The organism is Promicromonospora thailandica (genome assembly GCF_024171955.1).
Taxonomy (GTDB): Bacteria; Actinomycetota; Actinomycetes; order Actinomycetales; family Cellulomonadaceae; genus Promicromonospora; species Promicromonospora thailandica.
In genome coordinates this window covers 138,394-159,470 of record NZ_JAMTCS010000009.1, presented here as the reverse complement: position 1 = coordinate 159,470, position 21,077 = coordinate 138,394, and the positions used below count along the sequence as shown (strand labels likewise).

Annotated in this window: 17 protein-coding genes; 7 read left to right on the top strand and 10 right to left on the bottom strand. The window is 75.1% G+C overall.

Annotated elements, in window-relative coordinates:
- The first annotated feature begins 25 nt into the window (after positions 1–25).
- Complete coding sequence (locus tag APR03_RS15635; protein ID WP_253837071.1) at positions 26–1,873, top strand: ICP22 family protein; 1,848 nt, start codon at positions 26–28, stop codon at positions 1,871–1,873.
- Between the two features lie 57 nt (positions 1,874–1,930).
- On the top strand, positions 1,931–2,563 hold the full coding sequence (locus APR03_RS15630) for a metallophosphoesterase (protein ID WP_253837070.1): 633 nt from the start codon (positions 1,931–1,933) through the stop codon (positions 2,561–2,563).
- A gap of 121 nt (positions 2,564–2,684) precedes the next feature.
- Here APR03_RS15630 and APR03_RS15625 read toward each other — a convergent pair whose 3' ends face one another.
- The 3 genes from APR03_RS15625 to APR03_RS15615 form a co-directional block, all read right to left on the bottom strand.
- Positions 2,685–2,909, bottom strand: coding sequence for an excisionase family DNA-binding protein (locus APR03_RS15625; RefSeq protein WP_253837069.1), 225 nt, complete (start codon positions 2,907–2,909; stop codon positions 2,685–2,687).
- 214 nt (positions 2,910–3,123) lie between these two features.
- A complete protein-coding gene (locus tag APR03_RS15620) occupies positions 3,124–5,745 on the bottom strand; it encodes a tetratricopeptide repeat protein (protein WP_253837068.1) in 2,622 nt (873 codons plus the stop codon).
- A 45-nt stretch (positions 5,746–5,790) separates the two neighbouring features.
- Positions 5,791–7,992: a DEAD/DEAH box helicase gene (locus APR03_RS15615; protein WP_253837067.1), complete on the bottom strand. Its 2,202-nt coding sequence runs from the start codon at positions 7,990–7,992 to the stop codon at positions 5,791–5,793.
- Between the two features lie 76 nt (positions 7,993–8,068).
- On the opposite strand from APR03_RS15615, the gene APR03_RS15610 reads away from it, so the two are divergent.
- A complete protein-coding gene (locus APR03_RS15610; RefSeq protein WP_253837066.1) occupies positions 8,069–8,713 on the top strand; it encodes an MSMEG_1061 family FMN-dependent PPOX-type flavoprotein in 645 nt (214 codons plus the stop codon).
- Between the two features lie 3 nt (positions 8,714–8,716).
- On the opposite strand, the gene APR03_RS15605 is transcribed toward APR03_RS15610, so the two are convergent.
- Positions 8,717–9,394: a GNAT family N-acetyltransferase gene (locus tag APR03_RS15605; RefSeq protein WP_253837065.1), complete on the bottom strand. Its 678-nt coding sequence runs from the start codon at positions 9,392–9,394 to the stop codon at positions 8,717–8,719.
- 597 nt (positions 9,395–9,991) lie between these two features.
- Here APR03_RS15605 and APR03_RS15600 point away from each other — a divergent pair.
- Positions 9,992–10,423, top strand: a complete 432-nt coding sequence (locus APR03_RS15600; protein ID WP_253837063.1) for a helix-turn-helix domain-containing protein — start codon at positions 9,992–9,994, stop codon at positions 10,421–10,423.
- 7 nt (positions 10,424–10,430) lie between these two features.
- Here the strand turns inward: APR03_RS15600 and APR03_RS15595 are convergent, their stop codons facing one another.
- Together APR03_RS15595 and dxs are read right to left on the bottom strand one after the other, a co-directional pair.
- A complete protein-coding gene (locus APR03_RS15595; protein WP_253837060.1) occupies positions 10,431–11,516 on the bottom strand; it encodes a carboxylate-amine ligase in 1,086 nt (361 codons plus the stop codon).
- Between the two features lie 8 nt (positions 11,517–11,524).
- The gene (gene dxs / locus APR03_RS15590; RefSeq protein ID WP_253837058.1) at positions 11,525–13,414 is read right to left on the bottom strand and encodes a 1-deoxy-D-xylulose-5-phosphate synthase; all 1,890 of its coding nucleotides are present in this window, start codon (positions 13,412–13,414) and stop codon (positions 11,525–11,527) included.
- 182 nt (positions 13,415–13,596) lie between these two features.
- Between dxs and APR03_RS15585 the strand changes: the two genes are divergently transcribed.
- Positions 13,597–15,048: a GuaB1 family IMP dehydrogenase-related protein gene (locus tag APR03_RS15585; RefSeq protein ID WP_253837056.1), complete on the top strand. Its 1,452-nt coding sequence runs from the start codon at positions 13,597–13,599 to the stop codon at positions 15,046–15,048.
- 25 nt (positions 15,049–15,073) lie between these two features.
- Here the strand turns inward: APR03_RS15585 and APR03_RS15580 are convergent, their stop codons facing one another.
- The gene (locus tag APR03_RS15580; protein ID WP_253837054.1) at positions 15,074–17,182 is read right to left on the bottom strand and encodes a HelD family protein; all 2,109 of its coding nucleotides are present in this window, start codon (positions 17,180–17,182) and stop codon (positions 15,074–15,076) included.
- A gap of 78 nt (positions 17,183–17,260) precedes the next feature.
- Complete coding sequence (locus tag APR03_RS15575) at positions 17,261–17,689, bottom strand: DUF1801 domain-containing protein (protein WP_253837052.1); 429 nt, start codon at positions 17,687–17,689, stop codon at positions 17,261–17,263.
- Between the two features lie 81 nt (positions 17,690–17,770).
- On the opposite strand from APR03_RS15575, the gene APR03_RS15570 reads away from it, so the two are divergent.
- Together APR03_RS15570 and APR03_RS15565 are read left to right on the top strand one after the other, a co-directional pair.
- Positions 17,771–18,661 carry an aminoglycoside phosphotransferase family protein gene (locus APR03_RS15570; RefSeq protein ID WP_253837050.1) on the top strand — a complete coding sequence of 297 codons (891 nt, stop codon included), beginning with the start codon at positions 17,771–17,773 and terminating at the stop codon, positions 18,659–18,661.
- 34 nt (positions 18,662–18,695) lie between these two features.
- Positions 18,696–19,388, top strand: a complete 693-nt coding sequence (locus tag APR03_RS15565) for a DUF4241 domain-containing protein (RefSeq protein WP_253837048.1) — start codon at positions 18,696–18,698, stop codon at positions 19,386–19,388.
- A gap of 4 nt (positions 19,389–19,392) precedes the next feature.
- On the opposite strand, the gene APR03_RS15560 is transcribed toward APR03_RS15565, so the two are convergent.
- Positions 19,393–20,361, bottom strand: coding sequence for a threonine/serine dehydratase (locus tag APR03_RS15560; RefSeq protein ID WP_253837046.1), 969 nt, complete (start codon positions 20,359–20,361; stop codon positions 19,393–19,395).
- A complete protein-coding gene (locus tag APR03_RS15555) occupies positions 20,361–21,074 on the bottom strand; it encodes an NUDIX hydrolase (RefSeq protein ID WP_253837044.1) in 714 nt (237 codons plus the stop codon). The genes APR03_RS15560 and APR03_RS15555 overlap by 1 nt, the downstream gene beginning before the upstream one ends.
- Between the last annotated feature and the right edge of the window lie 3 nt (positions 21,075–21,077).

Here is a 21,077-nt window from a genome sequence, read left to right as displayed (position 1 = left end):
GTTGTTGGACCTAGCATCGCGGCTCATGAGCACCGAGAAGACGTCGCCCGCGCCGGCCGGCCGGCCGGCGGACGACGCACCGGCGAGCGCGCCGGGCACCCCGTCCGAGGCCACGTCCCGCGCCGGGTCGGACACGAGGCCGGACACGAGGCCGGACACCATGCTGGACGCCGTCCTGGGCGCCGTTCCGGACGACAGGCTGGAAGGCCCGGGCGAGGAGTCGGACGAGGTGCCGCCTCACGGCTCGGCGGACGACCAGGGCGATCGGTCCGCACCCCTCCCGGAGGAGACGTCGGCCGGCGTCCCCGCCGATATCCCGGCCGACCTCTCGGGCCACGTCACCGGCGACGCCCCGTCCGGGGCCGCGGGCGGAGCGACCGAGACGACCGTCGAGGCACCCGACAACCCGGCGGGCACCGCCGTCGTCCCCGCGCCTGCCGCCCGGCCGCTCACCGCGGCGCTCCTCAACCTGAGCGGGCTGGGTCTCGGCTACCTGCACCTGCGGGCGTGGGTGCGGCTCGTGGTCGCCCTGGCAGCGACGTCGGGTCTGGTGTGGGTCGCCCTGCCGATCGGCCGCGAGCCGATCGCGGTCTGGTGGGCGCTGGGCTACCTCGGCGCGCTGCTGCTGTTCGCCGTCGACGGCGCCCTCCTGGCCCGGCGTCGCGTCCGGCGGGTCGCGGAGCCCACTCCGCCGCGCACGGTGTGGTCGCCCCGTGCCGCGCGCCGGGTGGCGTGGGCGACGCTCGCCGTCGTCCCGCTGCTGGCCACCGCGTACGTGGTGACGCAGAACGAGGTGCTGGAGCAGTACCTGGCCCACGACCTGGTGCAGGCCCAGGAGGACCTCGACGCGGCAGGCACCGTGTTCCCGCCGTACGAGAAGCTCTACGACAACGCCTACGCCACCTACGTGCGCACCACGACCGAGCACCCGGGCTCACGCGCCGCGGAGCGGGTCCCCGGCCTGGTCGAGGATCTCTACGACCAGGCCAAGGGCACCGGGCCCTGCAACGCCGTCGCCGCGGTACGGCACTTCGCCGAGGACGGCGTCGCGGGACCGCTGCGGGCCACGGCCCAGGACGAGCTGCCGAAGGCTCTGAGCGAGTGCGGTCTGCTCTCGACGAAGCAAGGGGTGTTCGCCACGGCACGGCCCATGCTCGACGAGCTCCTCGCGGAGCACCCCACGAGCGACCCCGCGCAGGAGCTGCCCGGAGAGCTCGCCGCATGGCGGGACGACGTGATCGCGGGCCTCGGGCGGATGGGCGGGTGCACCGACACGAGGCGGGCGGCGGAGTCGACGGCGTACCTCGCGGGGTTCGACTCCGCCGAGGTCAGCGCGTTGGCCGACAAGGCCCGCGCGAAGGTGCCCGCCGGTCTCGTGAAGTGCGCGGTGCGCATGTTCGAGGGCGAGCAGCACACGACGGCCCTGACGAACCTGGACGCGGTCGCCGACTCCTACCCGCGGTCGGACCAGGCCGAGTACGCGGAGCGCCTCGCGATCGCCGTCGGCATCGCGAGCGTCGACCCCGACGCCGGCGTGAAGCTGCCCGCGCGGGACGAACCCGACGGGACCGTGACGATCACGTACTACAACTACAGCCCGGAACCGTTCGAGCTGGTCTACTCCGGGCCTGCCACCGGCAGCGTGCAGATCGATGCCTGCGACGACTGCGAACCGGTCACCCGGGACGGCGACGCGCCCGTGTGCTCGGGCTACTCGCTGACGCACCCGAGCACCACGGTCACGCTGCCCGCCGGGACCTACCTCACCGCCACCCGGCACGACGGCGTCGTGGCCGGCTGGTACGAGGAAGGCGTCACGAAGGAGACCTTCACGGCCAGCGGGTCCTTCTGCACGTGGACCTACGAGCGCTGACCTACGAGCGCTGACCTACGGGCGCTGACCGCCGGGACACGGTTGAATACGACCGACATGACTACGTACTTCACGTCCGACCTGCACCTCGGACACCTCAACATCATCCGGTACACGGGCCGCCCGTTCCCCGACGTCCCGGCGATGAACGACCGGCTGGTCGGGCTCTGGAACGAGACGGTCGGCGACGGCGACACCGTCTGGGTGCTCGGGGACGTCGCCCTCGGCGCCCTGGACGAGTCGCTCGCCTGCGTCGGCCGTCTCGCCGGGCGGAAGCTCCTGGTGCCCGGCAACCACGACCGCTGCTGGGCGGGCGACCGCGCCCTGCGCACGGGCGACCCGGAGACCCGGGAGCGGCGGCGCACGGCCGCGCGGCAGCGCTACCTGGACGCCGGCTTCGCCGAGATCCACGACAGCCCCGCGACGGTCGTCGTCGACGGCCGAGACATGACCCTGTCCCACTTCCCGTACTCGGGTGACTCGCACGGCGAGGACCGGTACGTCGAGTACCGGCCCGCGGACCGCGGCGGCTGGGTGGTGCACGGCCACGTGCACACCACCTGGCGGCAGCGCGGCCGCCAGATCAACGTCGGCGTCGACGCGTGGGGCGGACGGCCCGTCGCCGCCGGGACGGTCGCGACCCTGGTCGCGGACGGCCCGCAGGAGCTCGCGCCGGTGGCCTGGACATGACAAGAGCGCACGTTCTGTTGGTGACGAACGTGCGCTCAGGCGTCGGAGTGCGTGGCATCGCAGGTACGCGAGGCTCCCGCACGGCGTCAGCGGAAGCGCCAGGGCGCCCGCTGCGCGGGGGTCATGCGGATACGAGGGACTCCGCGTCGCGGTGCTCGCGGTCCGTCTTGTAGGAGGCGATCTCCGCGGCGTCGAACCGGAGGTCCGTACCGACCATGTGGTAATCGATCTCGCCCGCTTCCAGCAGGTCGATGACGTGGAGCTTCGACACACCCAGCAGTCGCGCGGCTTCGAGCGTGGTGAGGTCCTGCGTCCTGGCTTCGGCTTCCAATGTGATTTCGTTCACACGGCAAGTCTTGCGCTTCCAGGCGCCCGGAGTCCAGTCGAATCGGTGCGAGTTGCGATATTGAACGATGATTCTTTTCTCCACTCTTGCGGTTAAAGAGGCAATGAAATCTCACCCTCGACAGGTCCGCGAAGAAACGCCCACGTCATCACGCGCTCCACCGTCACGAAACCGTCGTGGCGGTCGCCGTCACCGACGCCGGACGGCTCCGCAGTCATCGGGCCAGGTCCTCCGCCTCCGCACGGGCCGCCTGCGCCTCCCCGAAACGCTCCTGGTCGTGCAGCGCGAGGGCCAGTGCGCGCAGGGCCTCGGCCAGCAGCGCCCGGTGCCGGTCTCTTTCCGGAACGGCGGCATCACCCGCGTCCCGCTCCACCAGCCCGCGCAGCAGCTCCACCGCCTCGGCGGCCGGGGCCACCGCCTCGTCGTCGAGCCGCAGGCCGGAGAAGCTCGTGCTCACCGTGGTCAGCGACCGCGCCAGGCGGGGCACGTAACGACCCGGTTCGACGGCGGCCAGCTCCCGCCACGTCCGGGTCGCCTCGCGCTCCGCGTCCAGGGCCGCCAGCGGCCGGTCCAGGCGGGAGTACGCGGAGCCGACGGCCGACAGCGCGCCGGCCAGCCGCGGCCGGTACCGCCCGGGGTCGTCGGCCACGAGCCGGCGCTGCACCTCGACGGCCTCCCGCTGGAGCGTGACGCCCTCCTGGCCCCGGCCGGCCTCCGACAGCACCTCGCCGAGCGCCTGGAGCGAGTCCGCGAGGTCCGGCAGGTACCGGCCCGGATTCTCCTCGGCGGTGCGCCGGTGCACGTCGAGCGCCTCCTCGAGGTACGCCACCGCGACCTCACCGGCGCTCTGAGCGGCCAGACCCTTGCCCGCCACCCGCAGCGTGTCGCCCAGGCCGGGCAGGTGCCGGTCCGGGTCGCTCCCGGCCAGGCTCCGCCACAGCCGCAGCGCCTCGTCGGCGGGGCCGACCGCCTCCGCCGTGCGCCCGAGCGCCGCCAGGTTCCGCGCGACGTCGGTCAGCGTCCGCGCCAGGCCCGGCGCGGACCGCTCCTCGGCCGCGAGACCACGCCAGAAGTCCGCCGCCTCGCGGCTCGCGGCCAGGGCGGCCGGCACGTCCCCGAGCGCGGCGGACGCCGCGGCCAGGACCGACAGCGCGTCCGCCAGGCCGGCGTCCGCCACGCCCGCGTTCGCGCCGTCGGGCCGGTCCGCGGCCGTGCGGCGGAACAGCTCGACCGCCTCCCGGGCACAGCCCGCCGCCTCAGCGGGACGCCCCTGGTCCGCGTACGACGCGCCGAGTCCCGCGAGCAGAGCGGCCAGGCGCGGGCGGAACCGGCCGGGATCGGCCGCGGCGAGCTCGCGGAGCGCGGCCTCCGCCCGGCGTTCGTGCCGCTCCGCCTCGCGCGGCCGGCCCACGGCGCGCAGGGCGGCGCCCGCATCGCGGGCCGCCTCGGCGAGCCGCTCGCGGTCGTCGGGACCCGCATCTCGCGCGCCGACCGCGGCCAGCGTCCGCAGCGCGAGCTCGGCCCGCAGCTCCCCCAGCGCCAGCGACGGGTGCGGCAGCGCCCCGGACACCCTCCGCAGCACGTCGTGGTCCTCCGGCAGCGCCGCGACCACCGCGCCCAGCCGGTCCACCGCCGGGCCGTGGTCCTCGGTCCGCGCGTCGAGCCGCTCGGCCACAGCGTCGGCCATCCGCAGGGCAGCCCGGAGCGCGGCCGACGGCCCCGAGGACGGGTCCCCGGTGCCCACGGACGCACCGAGCAGGCCGGGCACGTCGGCCAGCTCCGCGAGCAGATGGGGGTCGGTCAGCCGGCCGGGCAGCGACCGCGCAGGGTCCAGGTCGAGGAGCCACCGCGCCACCCGTTCGCCGCCCGGGGAAGGGACCCGGTCCGGCGCCCCCGGCACCGCGCCCGGCAGCACCACGCCGACCCGCCGCACCAGCCCTTCCGCGAGCTCGGGCGTCCGCACGTCCGTCAGCGTCGCCGCGGCCACGAGCGCGTCCATGGCCTCGGGCAGGAAACCCTTCTCCCCCAGCACGCCGGCCTCCTCCGCAGAGCGGAACCAGCTCCAGCGCTCGTGCTCGAGCAGCTCGTCGAGCGCGTCGGCCACGTCTACCGGCACCGGACCGGCCGGCCGGTCCGCCCGGGTCCGCAGGACGGCGCACAGGGCCGCCGCCTGCAGGTCGAGCATGCGGGCACCGTTGCCCGGCACGGACGCGACGACCATCTCCGGCGCCGCCAGCCCGCGGGCCTCGGCGAACGGCCCGGCGAACGCCGCCACCATGCGCGCGTCCACCTGTCCCGGGAGCACCTCCGCCCGCAGCGCCCGGTCGACGCGCGCCGGTCCGAGCAGCGCCTCCGTGCCCGGATCGCCCGTCTCCAGACGGTCGAACCAGACGCCCGCCTCGCGCGCCACCAGCAGGATGCGCAGGGTCCCGGTCCGGCGCCGCGCCGCGGACCGCAGCAGGTCCGTGAGCGCCGGGCCCCGGCCGGCGGCGTCGTCGACGAGGAGGAGCGCGGGGACGCCCTCGGGCACGGTGGCGAGGGCGGTGCGCTCCGCGCCGTCGGGTACGTGGAGGCAGGTCCAGCCCGTGCGTGCCTGCGTGTGCGCGATCTCGCGGGCGAGCCGCGTCTTGCCGACGCCGCGCGGGCCGCTGACCAGGCGTACGGCGACGGGCCGCGGGTCGGCGCACCAGGCGCGGTACGACGCCAGCTCGGCGGCGCGGCCCACGAACGGCACGGTGCGGCGCGCGGGTGCGAGCAGCCGTGCGGGTGAGGTGGCGTGCGTGGGGGTCGTACCGGAGCGTGTCGACGGCAGGGGCACCACGTCAGTGAACCCCATGTCCGCATCCTGCGGTTATCACACCCGTCGTGCCCGGCTGTGTCGTCACACCGGGCTGCCGAGGCGGCGCTGCTCCTCGGCGAGGATGGTGCGTGAGAGCGAGGTCTCGGAGGGCGCGTCGACGTCGACCGCGGAGGGCGACGCGTCGGTGATCTCGGACTGCCGGGCGAACTCCTCGAAGAGCGCGGCCTTGGAGCCGAGAATCTCCATCATGCGCTGGTCCACGGACTGCTCCACGAGGAGCCGGTGCACCTGGACGGTGCGGGTCTGGCCCATGCGGTGGGCGCGGGCGACGGCCTGCGCCTCGATGGTGGGCTTGACCTGGGGCTCGCAGAAGATGACCACGCTGGCGGCCTGCACGTTGAGGCCGACGCCCCCGGCGGTGATCTGACTGACCAGCACGGACGGTCCGCCGGGTGCGGACAGCGCGTCGACCATGGCCTGCCGCTCGGGCACGGGTACGGCTCCGGTCAGCGGGCCGACGGCAAGGTCGCCGAGCAGGTTCATGACCTGGTCCAGCACCGAGAGGAAGTAGGAGAAGACGATGACGCGGCGGCCGCCGTCGACGGCCTCGGTGACGAGCTCGCGCAGGCGCACGAGCTTGGCGGAGTCGGCCGCGTCGGAGACCGCGAACGCGGCCTGGCGCATCGACATGAAGTTCCCGGCGAGCACCGCGTCGCGGTAGGCGGCGCCGTCGACCGGACCGAACTGCTCCCACTCCTCGACCTGCACCATCTCGGGCAGCTCGGTGAGCACGTCCTCCTGGTTGCGGCGCAGGTAGGCGGGCGCGACGATGCGGCGGAACGCCTTGGCGCCCGACAGCCCCGCGTTGGGGTCGAGCTGCGCGGCGACCTCGGGCTGGAGGTAGCCCACCATGTTCTTGAACTCGGCGACCTTGTTCTCCATCGGTGTACCGGACAGGAACAGGACGCGGTCGGAGCGGTCGGCCCAGCGCCGCACCTCGCGGCCGCGCAGGGTCTCGGGGTTCTTCACGTAGTGCGCCTCGTCGACGACCGTGAGCGCGGGCCGCAGGTCGTGGGGCAGGTCGAGCCGGCCGAGCACCTCGAAGGTGGTGACCGCGACGCCGCCGTCGTCGGCCCAGCGGGCCGCCGCCTGCTCCCGGTCGGTTCCGTGCAGCACCACGGCGGTGAGGTCGGAGTGCTGCTCCACCTCCCGCTTCCAGTTGGTGACGACGCTCGCCGGGCAGACCACGAGCACGTGGGTGCCGCCGGTGGCCACCAGGTGCGCGGCGACCGCGATGGACTGCATGGTCTTGCCCAGGCCCATCTCGTCGCCGAGGATCGTGCGGCGCTGCACCAGGGCGTACTTCGCGCCGAACTGCTGGTAGCCACGCAGGCTGGCGCGCAGCAGGCTGCGGTCCAGGGGCTGGGCCTCGACCCGCCGCACGACGTCGGCGGGCAGGCCACCCTCGGCGGCCTCGTGGTCGTCGCCGAGGTCGACCACCTGGGAGAGCAGCCCGTAGTACTCGGCGGACCGGGCCTCGAAGTCGGCCCACACCTGGGCTCCCTCGGGCGGTTGCCCGACGGCGGCGCGCACCGCCCGCGCGTCGTCGGTCAGGCGGGCGGCCGTGACCTGGTCGGCGAGCACCGAGACGGCGGCGTGGGCCGCCGACCGGCGGTCGGCGGGGGTCATGAGGCGTCGCCACAGGCTGGTGGCCGGGAGCGCCGGCTCGAGCCGGGCGGGGACGACGTCGGCCACGCGGCGCGCCTCGTCGAGGTGCCGGTGGCGGGCGTCGGTGGCGAGCCCGAAGGCGTACAGCGCCTGGACCAGCACGGTCGCGTACGGGTCGTCGGGGTCGACGTCTATGCGGAAGCGCAGGTCGGCGTCGACCTCGTCGGCGAGCTCGCGTGCAGCGGACACGGCGAGCCGGGCGGTGCCCGCGCCGATGCCCGCGGCCACGAGCCGCTCGGTGCCGGCCACGAGCACCTGCGTGACCTGCGTGAAGCCGGCCTTCTCCAGGACGGCGACGCGCAGCTTCTTGCGCCGCTCCTCCAGGGCCATGACGGGCACGGTGCGCAGCCCGGCGTGCACGCGCACCTCGCGGGTGGCCGTGTACGCGTCGCGGACGCGCTCGCGCAGGTCGAGGTCCGCGGTCGTGAGCAGCCGGGCGTCCGCGAGCAGGTCCCGGGCCTGGTCCAGGACGCGGCGGGCCGCGCGCGGCTTCCACGTGCGGGGCGGGACGGCGGGGGCGTCCGCGGGGTCGGTGAGGGTGCTCTGCTCGGTCATGGCGCTGCGAGCGTACCCGGATGGTCTGACATGTCCCATCTGCGCCGGTCCTGTACGGCGGGTCTATGTTGGGCGCATGACCCTCGAGCAGAGCAGGTTCGGCGGAACGCCCGTCACGACGGTGGAGGAGCTCCGCGAGATCGTCCCGCCGCCGCTGGGCCCGGCCGCGGGCAAGGTGCGCACCGCGCTGCACGACCTCGACCGTCGGTGGCTCGAGGCCTCGCCCCTGTGCCTTGTCGCGACGTCCGACGCCGACGGGACCGTCGACGTCTCCCCGAAGGGAGACCCCGCGGGCTCGCTCGTGCGCGTGCTGGACGAGCGGACCCTCGCGATCCCGGAGCGCCCCGGCAACCGCCGCACCGACGGGTTCCTCAACGTGCTGGCCAACCCGCACGTGGGACTCATCTTTCTCCTCCCGGGCCGCGGCGACACCCTGCGGGTCAACGGCAGGGCGCGCCTCGTGCGCGACGCGCCCTACCTCGCGGAGCTCCAGGTGCGCCGCAACGTGCCGGTGCTCGCGCTGGAGGTGGACGTCGAGGAGGTGTTCCACCACTGCTCCAAGGCGTTCCTGCGTTCGCGCGCCTGGGACCCGGAGACCTGGGAGCCGGAGGCCGTGCCGGGCCGCGCGGTGATCGCGCACACGCTCGAGCGGCAGGACCAGACGCTCGACGAGGTCGAGGCGTACTACGGCCCGCGGTACGCCGACACGATCTACGGCTGACGGCTATGCGGGCGCGGCCGCCGGCTCGTCCATCCCCAGCATCGCGCGCACCGGGCCCACGCCCTCCAGGGTGATGTCGGGCCGGTGCTCGGCGGGCCGCGCGTCCCACGTCTCGCGCGCCATGCGGAAGCGGTGCTCCGTGGCCACCTCGCCCTCCCGGTCGTGCCGCACCTGCCCGTTCGGCGTGTACCCGAGCGACCGGGACAGGCCGTTCGACTGCGGGTTGTCCGCGAACGCGCCCGTCGTCGCCTCGACGGCGCCGAAGCCCTCGAACAGCAGGTGCAGCATCATCAGGCGCATCCGCCTGCCGATCCCCTGCCCCTGGTACTCCAGCCCCAGCCACGACTCGGTCTCCGCGGTGCGCAGCAGCGGGAACTCGGCGGCGTGGGCGCCCTGCACGCCGATCGGCACGCCGTCGCGGAGCACGACCAGCTCCAGCGCCCAGCTCTCGGCCGACATGGCGGCACGCCGCCTCCAGTGGAACTGCAGCAGGTCGATCCGCACCCGGGCCGGGTCGCCGAGGTTCCACTCGCGCATGAACGGCCGGCTGCCGGGCGCATGCAGCCCCGCAAGCGCGACGTCGGCCAGCGCGAGCAGCTCCCCGTCGTGCGGCATGCGCAGCTCGAGGTCGCCGCTGGTGAGCCGCAGGCCGAAGGGCGGGAAGGCGGTATCCAGATCCATCCGTCCACCCTCGCCGCTCCGGCCCCCGCGCCGCAAGGAATCCCGCCTCCGCACGTCGGAACGGACATTCCGCCGCGGCGACGAGGTTCTTCGTCGAGCGGGTGCCGGGCAGGCCTGATTCCGTTCGCCTGAGCCGCGACGAGTCTTCGTGAGCCGTACTGTTCGGCTCACGAAGACTCGTCGTGGCTGACGTCGACGCGATCTGGCCCAGCCGGCACCCCACCCGCGAGGCGAGGCGCCCCGCGGCGCGCCACAGGGCACTCCCGGGCGCTCCCGGCGCGCCCGGCACTCCCGGCACTACTGGCACTTCCGGCAGGCTCGGCTCTTTCGGCAGTCCCGGCAGGCCCGGCAGGCCCGGCACTCCCGGCGATCCCAGCAGGCCCGGCATTCCCCGACGTGCTCGGCCAGTCCGAGCGTTCCAGGCACGCCTGGCAGTCCGGCTCCCCAGGGCAGTCAGGACAAGCCCGGGGCCGTCAGGACAAGCCCAGGGCCGTTCAGGACGATTCGGTGCCGTTCAGGGGCGGTCCAGGGCGCGCAGACCTCCAGACCTGTGGACGGAGCGGCGCACCCGGGAGGACGGGCGGGCAGGCTGGTGTCATGGCCGCAGCCGACGACACCCCGCGCACCCCGCACCCCTACATCGACCGACCGCTCGACGCCGACCTCGCCCAGGTGCTGGGCATCGACCTCAGCAACCTCGACGACCCGGACGGGCTCGACCCGGACCTCGACGACGCGCTCCAGCCCGTCGTCCGGGAGCGTCGCGCCCCGACGCTCTACACCGACGGCCTCGCCCAGCTGTGCGCCGCCACCATCCGGTTCGAGGCCGCACGGCGCGGCCTCAGCCAGATGCAGATCGCGGCCGAGGTGGGGCTGTCCCGGGCGGCGGTCTCCGCCCGGTTCCGCGGCCGGACGGCGTGGACGCTCGACCAGGTCGGTGTGCTCGCGCTCCTGTTCGGCTGCGACGCCGCCGTGCTGGTGGCGGAACCGCACACCGGGCGGCGGGGCGCCCCCGGCCGGGCGTGGTGAGCGGCGGTCAGGCCAGCGTCGCCTCTGCCGCGCGCCGGGCGACGGCCGCGAGGTCGCCGTCCGACTCCGCGGCCCAGGCACGCTGCCGGGCTGCGCCGCCGCCCGACGCCCACAGGCCGCCGAGCAGCTCGGTGACGGTGTCGAGGTCGCCCTGGTCGACCAGCGCCTCGCGCACGTGGGCCACCAGGGCGCCGACGACGTCGTGCGCCGGGGCCGGCCGCCAGGTGCGCGGGTCCACGAGGTCGTCCTTGAGACCGGACCGCCCGGCCCGCCACAGGGCCGTGCGCAGGATCTCGACGGGCACGTCCGGCGCCGGGGTGTCCCGGGCCCGGGCCGCCGTCTCCACCAGCGCGCGGGCGAGCGCCGCCAGGAGCGTCGCCGTGTCCGCGGACAGGCACACGTCCGCCACGCGGATCTCGACCGTGGGGTAGCGGGCCGACAGCCGGGCGTCGAAGTACACCATGCCCTCGTCGAGGATGGTGCCGGTGGCGACCAGGCTCTTGACGGCGTCGTGGTACGCCTCGGGGCTGCCGAACCGCCGGGTCGGGCCGGCCGTGTGCCACCGGGCCCAGACCTGCGACCGGAAGCTCGCGTACCCCGAGTCGTCGCCCATCCAGTAGGGCGAGTTCGCCGACAGCGCCAGCAGCGGCGCCAGCCACGGGCTGATCCGGTCGAGGACGGCGACACCTTCGGCATCGTCCGCCACCGAGACGTGGACGTGGCAGCCGCTGGTGAGCTGTTCGCGCGCCGTCAGGCCGAACTCGGCCCGCGCCAGGAGGTAGCGCAGCTTGCCGACCGTCGTGCCGGCGAGCGCCAGCGGCGAGGTGGCCAGTGCGGCGATGCGCGCGTCGTGCCGCTCGGCGGCGGCCTGGGCCCCGGCGCGGCCCTCCCGGATCGCGGCGGCGATGTCCTCGAGCGACGAGCGCGGCGGGGTGGCCGTCTCGATCTGCTCCTCCATGAGCTCGTACTCGAGCGGCCCGTCGTCGGGCCGCGCGCTGCCGATCACGTCCTGCGCCCGGGCGATGGGTGCGCCGTCGTGCCCGACCAGCATGAGCTCTTCCTCGACGCCGACGGTGCGGCCGGTTCCCGTCATCCCGGCGCTCACAGGAGGGCCAGCGCCGCGAGGGCGTCCCGGGTCGCGTCCGCGGCGGTCATCCGCTGCGTCCGGACGATGTGGTCACGGCTGGCGTGGTCGAGGAACGCAACGGGCAGGCCGAGGTGCACCTGAGGCGTGGTGATCCCCTGCTCGCCGGCGCGCTGGGCGAGCATGTCGCCCACGCCGCCGTCGACCACGCCGTCCTCCACGGTGACGACGAGGTCGTGCTCGCCGCACAGCTTGACCAGGTTCTCGGGGACCGGCAGCACCCAGGTCGGCGACGCGACCGTCGTCCCGACGCCGTGCGCGGCCAGGGCCTCGCCCGTCTCCAGGGCGCAGCCCGCCATGGAGCCGACGCCCACCACGAGCACGCGCCGCGGGGTGCCCGTGCGGGCGGTCGCGGGCTCGAACCGGCCCACGACGTCCACGCCGTCGAGCGACTCCAGCGCGGGGACGTCGTCGCCGACGGCACCCTTGGGGTAGCGCACCACGGTGGGGGCGTCGTCGACGTCGACGGCGGCGCGCAGCGCCTCCCGGAGCGTGGGCTCGTCGCGCGGCGCGGCCAAACGCAGGCCGGGCACGATGCGCAGCATGGCCATGTCCCACATGCCGTTGTGGCTCGCGCCGTCGTCGCCGGTGACGCCCGCGCGGTCGAGCACGAACGTGACGCCGGCCTTGTGCAGCGCGACGTCCATGAGCACCTGGTCGAACGCCCGGTTGAGGAACGTGGCGTAGACGGCGACCACGGGGTGCAGCCCCGCGTAGGCCATGCCGGCGGCCGAGGTGACGGCGTGCTGCTCCGCGATGCCGACGTCGAACGTGCGCTCGGGGAACTGCTCCTGGAACGGCGCGAGCCCCACGGGGTGCAGCATCGCGGCGGTGATGGCGACGACGTCGGGCCGGCGGCGGCCGATCCGCACGATCTCGTCGGCGAAGACCTTGGTCCAGCCGAACCGGCTCTGCGCCACGGGCAGGCCGGTCTCGGGGTGGATGACGCCGACGGCGTGGAACCGGTCGGCGATGTCCTCCTCCGCGGGCTTGTAGCCGCGGCCCTTCTCGGTGATGGCGTGCACGATCACGGGCCGGCCGTACGCCTTGGCGCGGCCGAGCGCCCGCTCGAGCGCCTCGGTGTCGTGCCCGTCGACGGGGCCGATGTACTTGATGCCCAGGTCCTCGAACATGCCCTGCGGCGCGACGACGTCCTTGAGGCCCTTCTTCAGGCCGTGCAGCCAGCGCCAGGCGAAGCGGCCGGGGGCGCCCGACCGGTGCAGCGCGCGGGTGGCCCAGCCGAGGAACGCCTCGTAGCCGTGCGTGGTGCGCAGCGTGTCGAGGTGGTTGGCCAGGCCGCCGATGGTCGGCGAGTAGGACCGGCCGTTGTCGTTGACGACGATGACGAGCTTCCGGTCACGGCTCTCGGCGATGTTGTTCAGCGCCTCCCAGGCCATGCCGCCGGTCAGGGCGCCGTCGCCGATGACGGCGACGACGTGGTCGTCCTTGCCGCGCACCTGGTTGGCCTTGGCGATGCCGTCGGCCCAGGACAGCGCGGTCGAGGCGTGCGAGTTCTCCACGACGTCGTGCTCGGACTCGGCGCGGCTCGGGTACCCGGAGATGCCGCCGCGCTTGCGCAGGTCGGAGAAGTCCTGGCGGCCCGTGAGCAGCTTGTGCACGTAGGACTGGTGGCCCGTGTCGAACACGATGGCGTCGCGCGGCGAGTCGAACACCCGGTGCAGTGCGATGGTCAGCTCGACCACGCCCAGGTTGGGCCCCAGGTGCCCGCCGGTGCGCGAGACGCTCTCCACGAGGAACCGGCGGATCTCCTCGGCGAGCTCCGGCATCTGGCCGGGCGTGAGCGCCCGGACGTCCTCGGGGAGGCGGATGTCGCTCAGCAGACCCATGCGCGTCCTTTCGTCGTGCCCTCTCGGGCGGATCGGGGCCCCACTCTAAGGGGCGCCGACACCTCCACTGTGCCACCTCGGTGGCCTCTCCCCTGCCTGTTCGGAGGGCATCTGCGATACCTCCACACCGATGTGCTCAGACTCATAGGCACAGGCAGAAGAACTCTTTACTCTTGAGAACCGTGCGCTTCCTCCCGGGGCAGTCCCCCACCACGGACCTCACCTATGGTGACGTGTTCCTCGTTCCCTCGCGCTCGGACGTCACGTCGCGGTTCGACGTGGACCTCTCGTCCGACGACGGCACCGGCACCACGATCCCCGTGGTCGTGGCCAACATGACCGCGGTGGCCGGTCGCCGCATGGCCGAGACGGTCGCCCGGCGCGGCGGCCTGGCGATCCTCCCGCAGGACGTCCCGGCCGACGTCGTCGCGGGCGTCGTGGCGGACGTCAAGGCCAAGGACCCGGTGGTCGAGACGCCGGTGGTCGTCTCCCCGCACGACACCGTGCACAGCGTGCTGACCCTGCTCGGCAAGCGCGCGCACGGCGCCGCCGTGGTCGTCGAGGACGACCGCCCGGTGGGCGTGGTGACCGAGTCGGACTGCGCCGACGTCGACCGGTTCACCCGCGTGTCCGAGGTGATGTCCGCCGAGCCGCTGCTCCTGGACGCCGCGGTGCTGGACGGCCCGCGCGGCCTGGAGGCGGCGTTCGACGTGCTGCACTCCGCACGCCTCGACGTGGCGCCCGTGGTGCGCGACGGCCTGCTGGCCGGGGTGCTGACCCGCAAGGGCGCGTTGCGCTCCTCGATCTACTCGCCCGCGCTCGACCCGAGCGGCAGGCTCCGCGTGGGGGCCGCGGTCGGCATCAACGGCGACGTCGCCGCCAAGGCCAAGGACCTCCTGGCCGCGGGCGTGGACGTGCTCGTGGTGGACACCGCGCACGGCCACCAGACCCGCATGCTCGCCGCGCTGGACGCCGTGCGCTCCGTGGACCCGTCCGTGCCCGTCGTGGCGGGCAACGTGGTCACGGCGGACGGCGTGCGCGACCTCGTCGCCGCCGGCGCCGACATCCTCAAGGTCGGCGTGGGCCCGGGTGCGATGTGCACCACGCGCATGCAGACCGGCGTCGGGCGGCCGCAGTTCTCCGCCGTGCTGGAGTGCGCGGCCGCCGCGCGCGAGCTCGGCAGGCACGTCTGGGCCGACGGCGGCGTGCGGCACCCGCGCGACGTCGCCCTCGCGCTGGCCGCGGGCGCCTCCCAGGTCATGGTGGGCTCGTGGTTCGCGGGCACGTACGAGTCCCCGGGCGACCTCAAGGACGACGGCACCGGCCGGCTCTACAAGGACTCGTTCGGCATGGCGTCGGCGCGTGCCGTCGCCGCGCGCACGGCGGGCAGCGGCACCGCGTTCGACCGGGCCCGCAAGGCCCTGTACGAGGAGGGCATCTCCAGCGGCAAGATGTACCTCGACCCGGCCCGGCCCGGGGTCGAGGACCTGCTCGACGAGATCACCTCGGGGCTGCGCTCCTCGTGCACCTACGCGGGCGCCCGCTCCCTGGCGGAGTTCTCCGAGCGGGCCGTGGTGGGCATCCAGTCCGCCGCCGGCTACCAGGAGGGCATGCCGGTCGCGACGAGCTGGTGAGCGGCGCCGGCCGGGGCCGCGGAGGTCACGCCTCGACGACCACCAGCCGGCGTGTCGGCCGGGTGAGCGCGACGTAGAGGTCACGCTCCCCGCCCGGACGGGCCGCGGTGATGCCCTCGGGGTCGGCCACGACGACGGCGTCGAACTCCAGGCCGCGCACCTGCGAGACCGGCACCACGCGCACCGCGCCTGCCGCGTTGGCGGCGTCGCCGACGGCCCGGGCGAGGGCGGGCACGGCGTCGTCGGCGGCGACGACGGCCACGAGGTCCCCGTGGCCGAGCTCGCGGCCGACCTCCTCCGCCACGGCCGCGGCGAGGTCGTCCGGTGCGGCGCGGTGCCGGGGCGCGTCCCCGTGCCGCACGGCCCGGGCCCGCTCCTGGTCCGGGGCGATCCGCCCGAGCAGCGGCGCGGCCTCGGCCAGCACCTCGGCGGTGGTGCGGTAGCAGACGGTCAGGGTGCGCACGTCGGCCCGCCGCGCCAGGTCGGCGCCCAGCGCGTCCGCCCAGGACGCCGCCCCCGTGGCCGGCCCGGCCTGCGCCAGGTCGCCGACCACGGTCATGGACCGGCCCGGGCAGCGCCGCAGGACCGACCGCCACTGCATCGGCGTCAGCTCCTGCGCCTCGTCCACGACGACGTGCCCGTACGTCCGCGCGGGCGGGCCGTTCAGCAGGTGCTCGGCCTCGTCCAGCAGCGGCAGGTGGGCGACCGACCACGGGGCGCCGGGGGCGCCGTCGTGGGCCGCGAGCTCCGGGCGGGCGTCCAGCAGGTCCAGCACGACGTCCTGGGCCTCCAGCCGGGGCCACGCGGCCTCGACCGCCCGTTCCAGGGCCAGGTCGCCCGTCAGCTCGGCGCGCAGCGCGCCCGGGTCCAGCTCGGCCACGGCCGCGGCGTGCCCGAACGCGCCGCCCTCGTCCGGCGCGAAGCCGAGCCGCGCCAGGTCCGCCGCGGCGGCCTTGTCGACGTTCACGCCGCCGGTGAGCACCTCGATGTCCTCGTCCAGCCTCGCCAGCAGCACCCGCGCCCGGGCCTGCACCTCGTCGGCCACGAAGTCCACGACCAGGTCCTTGAACACCGCGCGGGCCTGGTTGTGCGGCAGCCCGGTGCCGGCCGCGTTCTCCCGCGCCTCGGCCAGGGCGTGCTCGTCGAGCGTCGCCGGGTCGCCGTCGACCAGCACCGTCAGGGTGCCCGAGGGCGCCTGGTAGCCGCGCACGATCTCCGCCAGCTCGTCGGCCAGGCGCACGTCCCCGGCCGCCCGGCGCAGCTCGTACCCGGGCGTGGCCGACGCCGCGTCCGGCAGCACGTCCGACAGGGCGTCGGCGACCAGGCGGTCGGCGGTGCTCAGGGTGACGTCGTTCTCGCCGAGCGACGGCAGCACCTCCGCGATGTAGTCGAGGAACCGGGCGTTGGGACCGAGCACCAGCACGCCGTCGGCCCGCGCGTCCTCGAAGCCCGCCAGGACGTACGCGGCGCGGTGCAGCGCGACCACCGTCTTGCCGGTGCCGGGCCCGCCCTCCACGACGGTGACGCCGCGGTGCGCGGACCGGATGATCGCGTCCTGCTCGGCCTGCAGCGTCGCCACGACCTCGTGCATCCGGCCGGTGCGCCGGGCGCTGATCGCCTCCAGGAGCGGCCCGTCGCCGACGACGTCGTCCGGCCCCGGGTCGGAGCCGTCCAGGATCTCGTCGCTCACGCGGGCGACGCGGCGGCCGTCCAGGCCCAGGTGCCGCCGTCGGCGCAGGCCCATGGGGTGTGCCGCCGTGGCGGCGTAGAACGGGCGGGCGGCTTCGGCGCGCCAGTCCACGAGGAGCTGCTCGTCGCCGTCGCTCAGCCCGGTGCGGCCGAGGTGCAGCGAGCCGCCGTCGGCGTGGTCGATGCGCCCGAAGCAGAGGTGGTGCTCGGCCGCGTCGAGCGCGCGGACCCGGCGGTCCAGCATCGCGACGCGGACCTCCCGCGTGTACGCGTCCTCCGGGTCGCCCTTCTCGCGCAGCGCCGCGCCGAGGTCGGCCCGCACGCGGGCGGTGTCGGCGTCCAGGCGGGCGTACAGGGCGTCCACGTACGCCTGCTCGACGGCCTGCTGGGCGGGCCGCTGCGGGGTCTGCTGCTCGGGGAACTGCTCGGTCGGGCGTGACTGCACCGGGTCTCCTCGTCGTCGGGCCTGGTGTCAACGCGATCGGGCCGCCGAACGTTCCCGGGCCGTTGCCCGGGCCGCCGCTCAGGACTCCCGCGCCCGCTGCCCGAACGTCCCGCCGCTCACCGTCTCCCACGACCGGCGCACGATCTCCTCCAGCACCGTGAGGTCCACGGCGCCGAGGTCCTTGAGGTACAGGCAGCCGACGCCGGTGGTGTGCGGCCCGAGGCGCTCCAGCAGCCCGGCGTGCGCGCCGACGCCGTCCGGCAGGTAGACCGTGGTGGCGGCCCGCCGGGGCGCGAACGACGCGGCGGCCGCGTGCCCCGAGCGTCCGCTCGGGTACTCGTAGCGGTACTCGCCGAAGCCCACGATCGAGCTCCCGAACATGCGCGGCGGCTCGCCCGTGACCCGTTCCATGAGCTCACGGAGCGTCAGCGCGTCCCGTCGCCGCACGGCCGGGGTCACCGCGTCGAGGTACGCGTCGGGGTCGGCGTCGGTCCAGGTGGTGACCATGCCCCCAGTATCCCCGCCCCGGCAGGGCCGCGCCCGGTAGCGTGGGCCGCCCCCGCCCGCCACACACCCCGGAGGACGCCCGTGGTCGCCGCCGACCTCGACGTGACCGTCGACCTCGCCCGGTCGCTGCTCGCCGAGCAGCACCCCGACCTCGCGGACCGCCCGCTGCGGATCGTGGCGAACGGCTGGGACAACGTGATGGTCCGGCTGGGCGACGACCTCGCGCTGCGGCTGCCCCGCCGCGAGCTCGGGGCGCAGCTCATGCGCAACGAGCACAGCGTGCTCCCCCTGCTCGCGCCGCGCCTGCCCGTGCCGGTGCCCGCCCCGGTGCGGGTCGGCACCCCCAGCGCCGCGCTCGGGTACCCGTGGCCGTGGGGCGTGGTGCGCTGGGCGGACGGCGTCCCCGCGGCCGATGTCCCGGTCCCCGAGCGGACGGCGTGGGCCGAGCAGCTGGCGCACGTGTTCGTGGCGCTGCACCGGCCGGCGCCGGAGGACGCACCCGGCAACAGGTTCCGCGGCATCCCGGTCGGCGAGCGCCAGGCGACGTTCGAGGACCGCCTGCCGCTGCTCCCCGAGCGCCTGCACCGGCGCGCCCGTGCCCTGTGGGCCGACGCCGTGTCGGCGCCGGAGTACGACGGCGTGGCGATGTGGCTGCACGGCGACCCGCACCCGGCCAACCTCGTGGCCGACGGCGGCCGCCTGGCGGCCGTCATCGACTTCGGGGACGTGACCAGCGGCGACCCGGCGTCCGACCTCGGCGCGATGTGGCTGACGTTCGACGCGGAGGGCCGGCGCCGGTTCCGCGCCGTGGTGGACGCCCGCGCCCGGGGCGGACGCGGCTGGGACGCGGGGATGTGGCGCCGTGCCCAGGGCTGGGCCCTGCTGTACACGACCATCTGCTTCTCCTACCCCGACACCCACCCGGTGATGGTGGGGGTCGGGGAGCACGCGATGGCGCAGCTCCTCGGCTGAGCACAGTGTCAGTGGGTCCCGCTACCTTCCCAGCATGACCTCAGGCACGGCGTACGACCAGCCCTTCTTCGCGCTGCTGGACGGGACACCCGACGGCACCCCCTACCCCCAGACGGTGCACGCCCTCGGCGTGCTCCACGCACCGTCGGGACGCATCGAGGCGTCCGACCCGTACGTCTCCCTGGGCGAGAGCCTGGTGGTGCGTGTCGAGCCGGGCTCCTACCCCGTGTTCGTCACGGTGGCCGACGTCTCGCAGGAGCGCGACGGCAGCCACCCGCGGGAGGCGTACCTGTCGCTCGTGATCTCGGACGCCGCGCCCGTCGCCGAGGTGCGGGGCGTCACGCCGGAGGGCGCCGAGCCCGCGGACGACGGCGAGCACTACGGGGTCGGCGTCGACGCGGGCACCGTCGGGTTCGCGGACGCCGAGGCGATCACCCGGTGCATGCCGCCGGACTCGACCGACTGGTACGACCTGCTGTTCGACTCGGGCGAGCCCGGCTCGTGGTTCGAGCTCATGGACTCCGCGGACCACTACCGCGAGGGCAGCGCGAACATCACGATGCCGCTGGCCCGGGCCGGTGAGAACGTGGTGCTCACCCACTCGGGCTGGGGCGACGGCTTCTACCCCGTGGTCACCACGCACGCCGCGGACGGGACGCTGCTCGGGGTGCACATCGACCTGCTCGTCGCGGGTCCCGACGACGAGGAGGACGAGGACGAGGACTGAGCCCTCAGAGCTGGACGGCCGTCGTGTTGGCGCCGCAGACGAGCACCGCCACGCGTTCGCCCGGCTCGGGCACGTAGGCGCCGGAGAGCAGCGCCGCGAGCGCCGTCGCGCCGCCCGGCTCGGCCACGACGCGGGCCGCGTCCCAGAGGGCACGCTGCGCGGACACGATGTCGTCGTCGCTCACCAGCACGGACTCGGCGACGTACTGCTGGGCGATGGGGAACATGAGCCGGCCGACCTGCTGGGGTGCGAGCGAGTCGGCGGCGACGCCCTCGGTGGGGGCGTCGACGGGCTCGCCCGCCGCGAGCGCCCGGTGCAGGGTGGGGGCGCCCTCGGGCTCGACGGCCACGACGCGGACGTCGCCGCGGAACCAGGCGGCGATGCCGCCGATGAGCCCGCCACCGCCGACGGCGACCAGGAGGGTGTCGAGGTCGGGCAGGTCCTGCCCGATCTCGAGGCCGAGGGTGCCCTGCCCGACGAGCGTGGCGGGCTGGTCGTAGGCGTGCACGGTCATGGCGCCGGTGCCGGCGACGAACTCCTCGCTGGCCGCGAGCGCGTCGGCGTACCGGTCGCCGCCGACCACGAGGGTGGCTCCGTAGCCGCGGATGCGGTCGGCCTTGGCCGCGGACGTCACGCTGGGCACGAAGATCGTGGCGGGGACGCCCAGGCGTGCGGCGGCGTAGGCGACGGCGGCGCCGTGGTTGCCGCCCGAGGCGGCGACGACCCCGGCTGCGGGCACGTCGCGGGTGAGCAGGCTGGTGAAGGCGCCGCGGGCCTTGAAGGAGCCGGAGTGCTGGAGGCACTCGAGCTTGAGCGCGAGCGGGTGGGCGGGGCCGCCGAGGTCGGCGAGGTCTACGTCGAGCACGGGCGTGTGCCGCACGTGCGGGCGGACGAGGACCGCGGCGGCGCGGATCGCGTCGCGGGTCACCTCCGCGGTTCCCGGGGTGGTCTCTGCGGTCGTCGGGGTCGTCATCAGCTGATCTCCAGCTCTCGGGTGCGGTCCCAGGTCTCGGTCCAGCCGAGCTGGTCGAACATGGCGTCGAGGATGCCGCCGGTGAACCCCCACACGAGGTGGGTCACGTCGCCGTCGTGCACGTGGAAGCCGGGGCCCCGCCAGGTCTGACGACCGCGGCGCATGACGGTGGTGAACCGGTTGGCGGGGTCCAGCAGGTCCGCGACGGGGGCGCGGAAGACGTGGGCCGACTCGGCGACGTCCACCACGCGCACGGGCGTGGGGCGCGCCCACCAGCCGAGCACGGGCGTGACCACGTGGTTGCTCACGGGCATGGGCAGCTCGCCGAACGCGCCGAGCACCTCGACGCCGGCGGGGTCGAGACCCGTCTCCTCCTCGGCCTCGCGCAGGGCCGCCGTGACGGCGTCCTCCCCGTCCTCGGCGCGGCCGCCGGGGAACGCGACCTGGCCGGCGTGGCTGCGCAGGGTCGCGGCCCGGGCCAGGAGCAGGACGTCGAGGTCGGCGGGCACCACGGTGTCGGCGTCCGGGGCACGGTCGGCCGGGAGGTCGTCGAGCACGCCGAACAGCACGAGCACCGACGCGGGGCGGGCGTCGCCCGTGAAGGCGCCGCGGGCGTGCGGCCACGGCTCCTCGAAGCCCCGCTCGGCGAGGGCGACCAGCTGCGTGCGTGCGGACTCTCGTGCGGATGCTCGTGCGGATGCTGTGGAGCTCACCGA

Excerpts from the sequence above, each read along its gene's own strand:
- APR03_RS15635 (WP_253837071.1), top strand. The coding sequence starts at position 26 with ATGAGCACCGAGAAGACGTCGCCCGCGCCGGCCGGCCGGCCGGCGGAC.
- APR03_RS15630 (WP_253837070.1), top strand. The coding sequence starts at position 1,931 with ATGACTACGTACTTCACGTCCGACCTGCACCTCGGACACCTCAACATC.
- APR03_RS15620 (WP_253837068.1), bottom strand. The coding sequence starts at position 5,745 with ATGGGGTTCACTGACGTGGTGCCCCTGCCGTCGACACGCTCCGGTACG.
- APR03_RS15615 (WP_253837067.1), bottom strand. The coding sequence starts at position 7,992 with ATGACCGAGCAGAGCACCCTCACCGACCCCGCGGACGCCCCCGCCGTC.
- APR03_RS15610 (WP_253837066.1), top strand. The coding sequence starts at position 8,069 with ATGACCCTCGAGCAGAGCAGGTTCGGCGGAACGCCCGTCACGACGGTG.
- APR03_RS15605 (WP_253837065.1), bottom strand. The coding sequence starts at position 9,394 with ATGGATCTGGATACCGCCTTCCCGCCCTTCGGCCTGCGGCTCACCAGC.
- APR03_RS15600 (WP_253837063.1), top strand. The coding sequence starts at position 9,992 with ATGGCCGCAGCCGACGACACCCCGCGCACCCCGCACCCCTACATCGAC.
- APR03_RS15595 (WP_253837060.1), bottom strand. The coding sequence starts at position 11,516 with ATGACGGGAACCGGCCGCACCGTCGGCGTCGAGGAAGAGCTCATGCTG.
- dxs (WP_253837058.1), bottom strand. The coding sequence starts at position 13,414 with ATGGGTCTGCTGAGCGACATCCGCCTCCCCGAGGACGTCCGGGCGCTC.
- APR03_RS15575 (WP_253837052.1), bottom strand. The coding sequence starts at position 17,689 with ATGGTCACCACCTGGACCGACGCCGACCCCGACGCGTACCTCGACGCG.
- APR03_RS15565 (WP_253837048.1), top strand. The coding sequence starts at position 18,696 with ATGACCTCAGGCACGGCGTACGACCAGCCCTTCTTCGCGCTGCTGGAC.
- APR03_RS15560 (WP_253837046.1), bottom strand. The coding sequence starts at position 20,361 with ATGACGACCCCGACGACCGCAGAGACCACCCCGGGAACCGCGGAGGTG.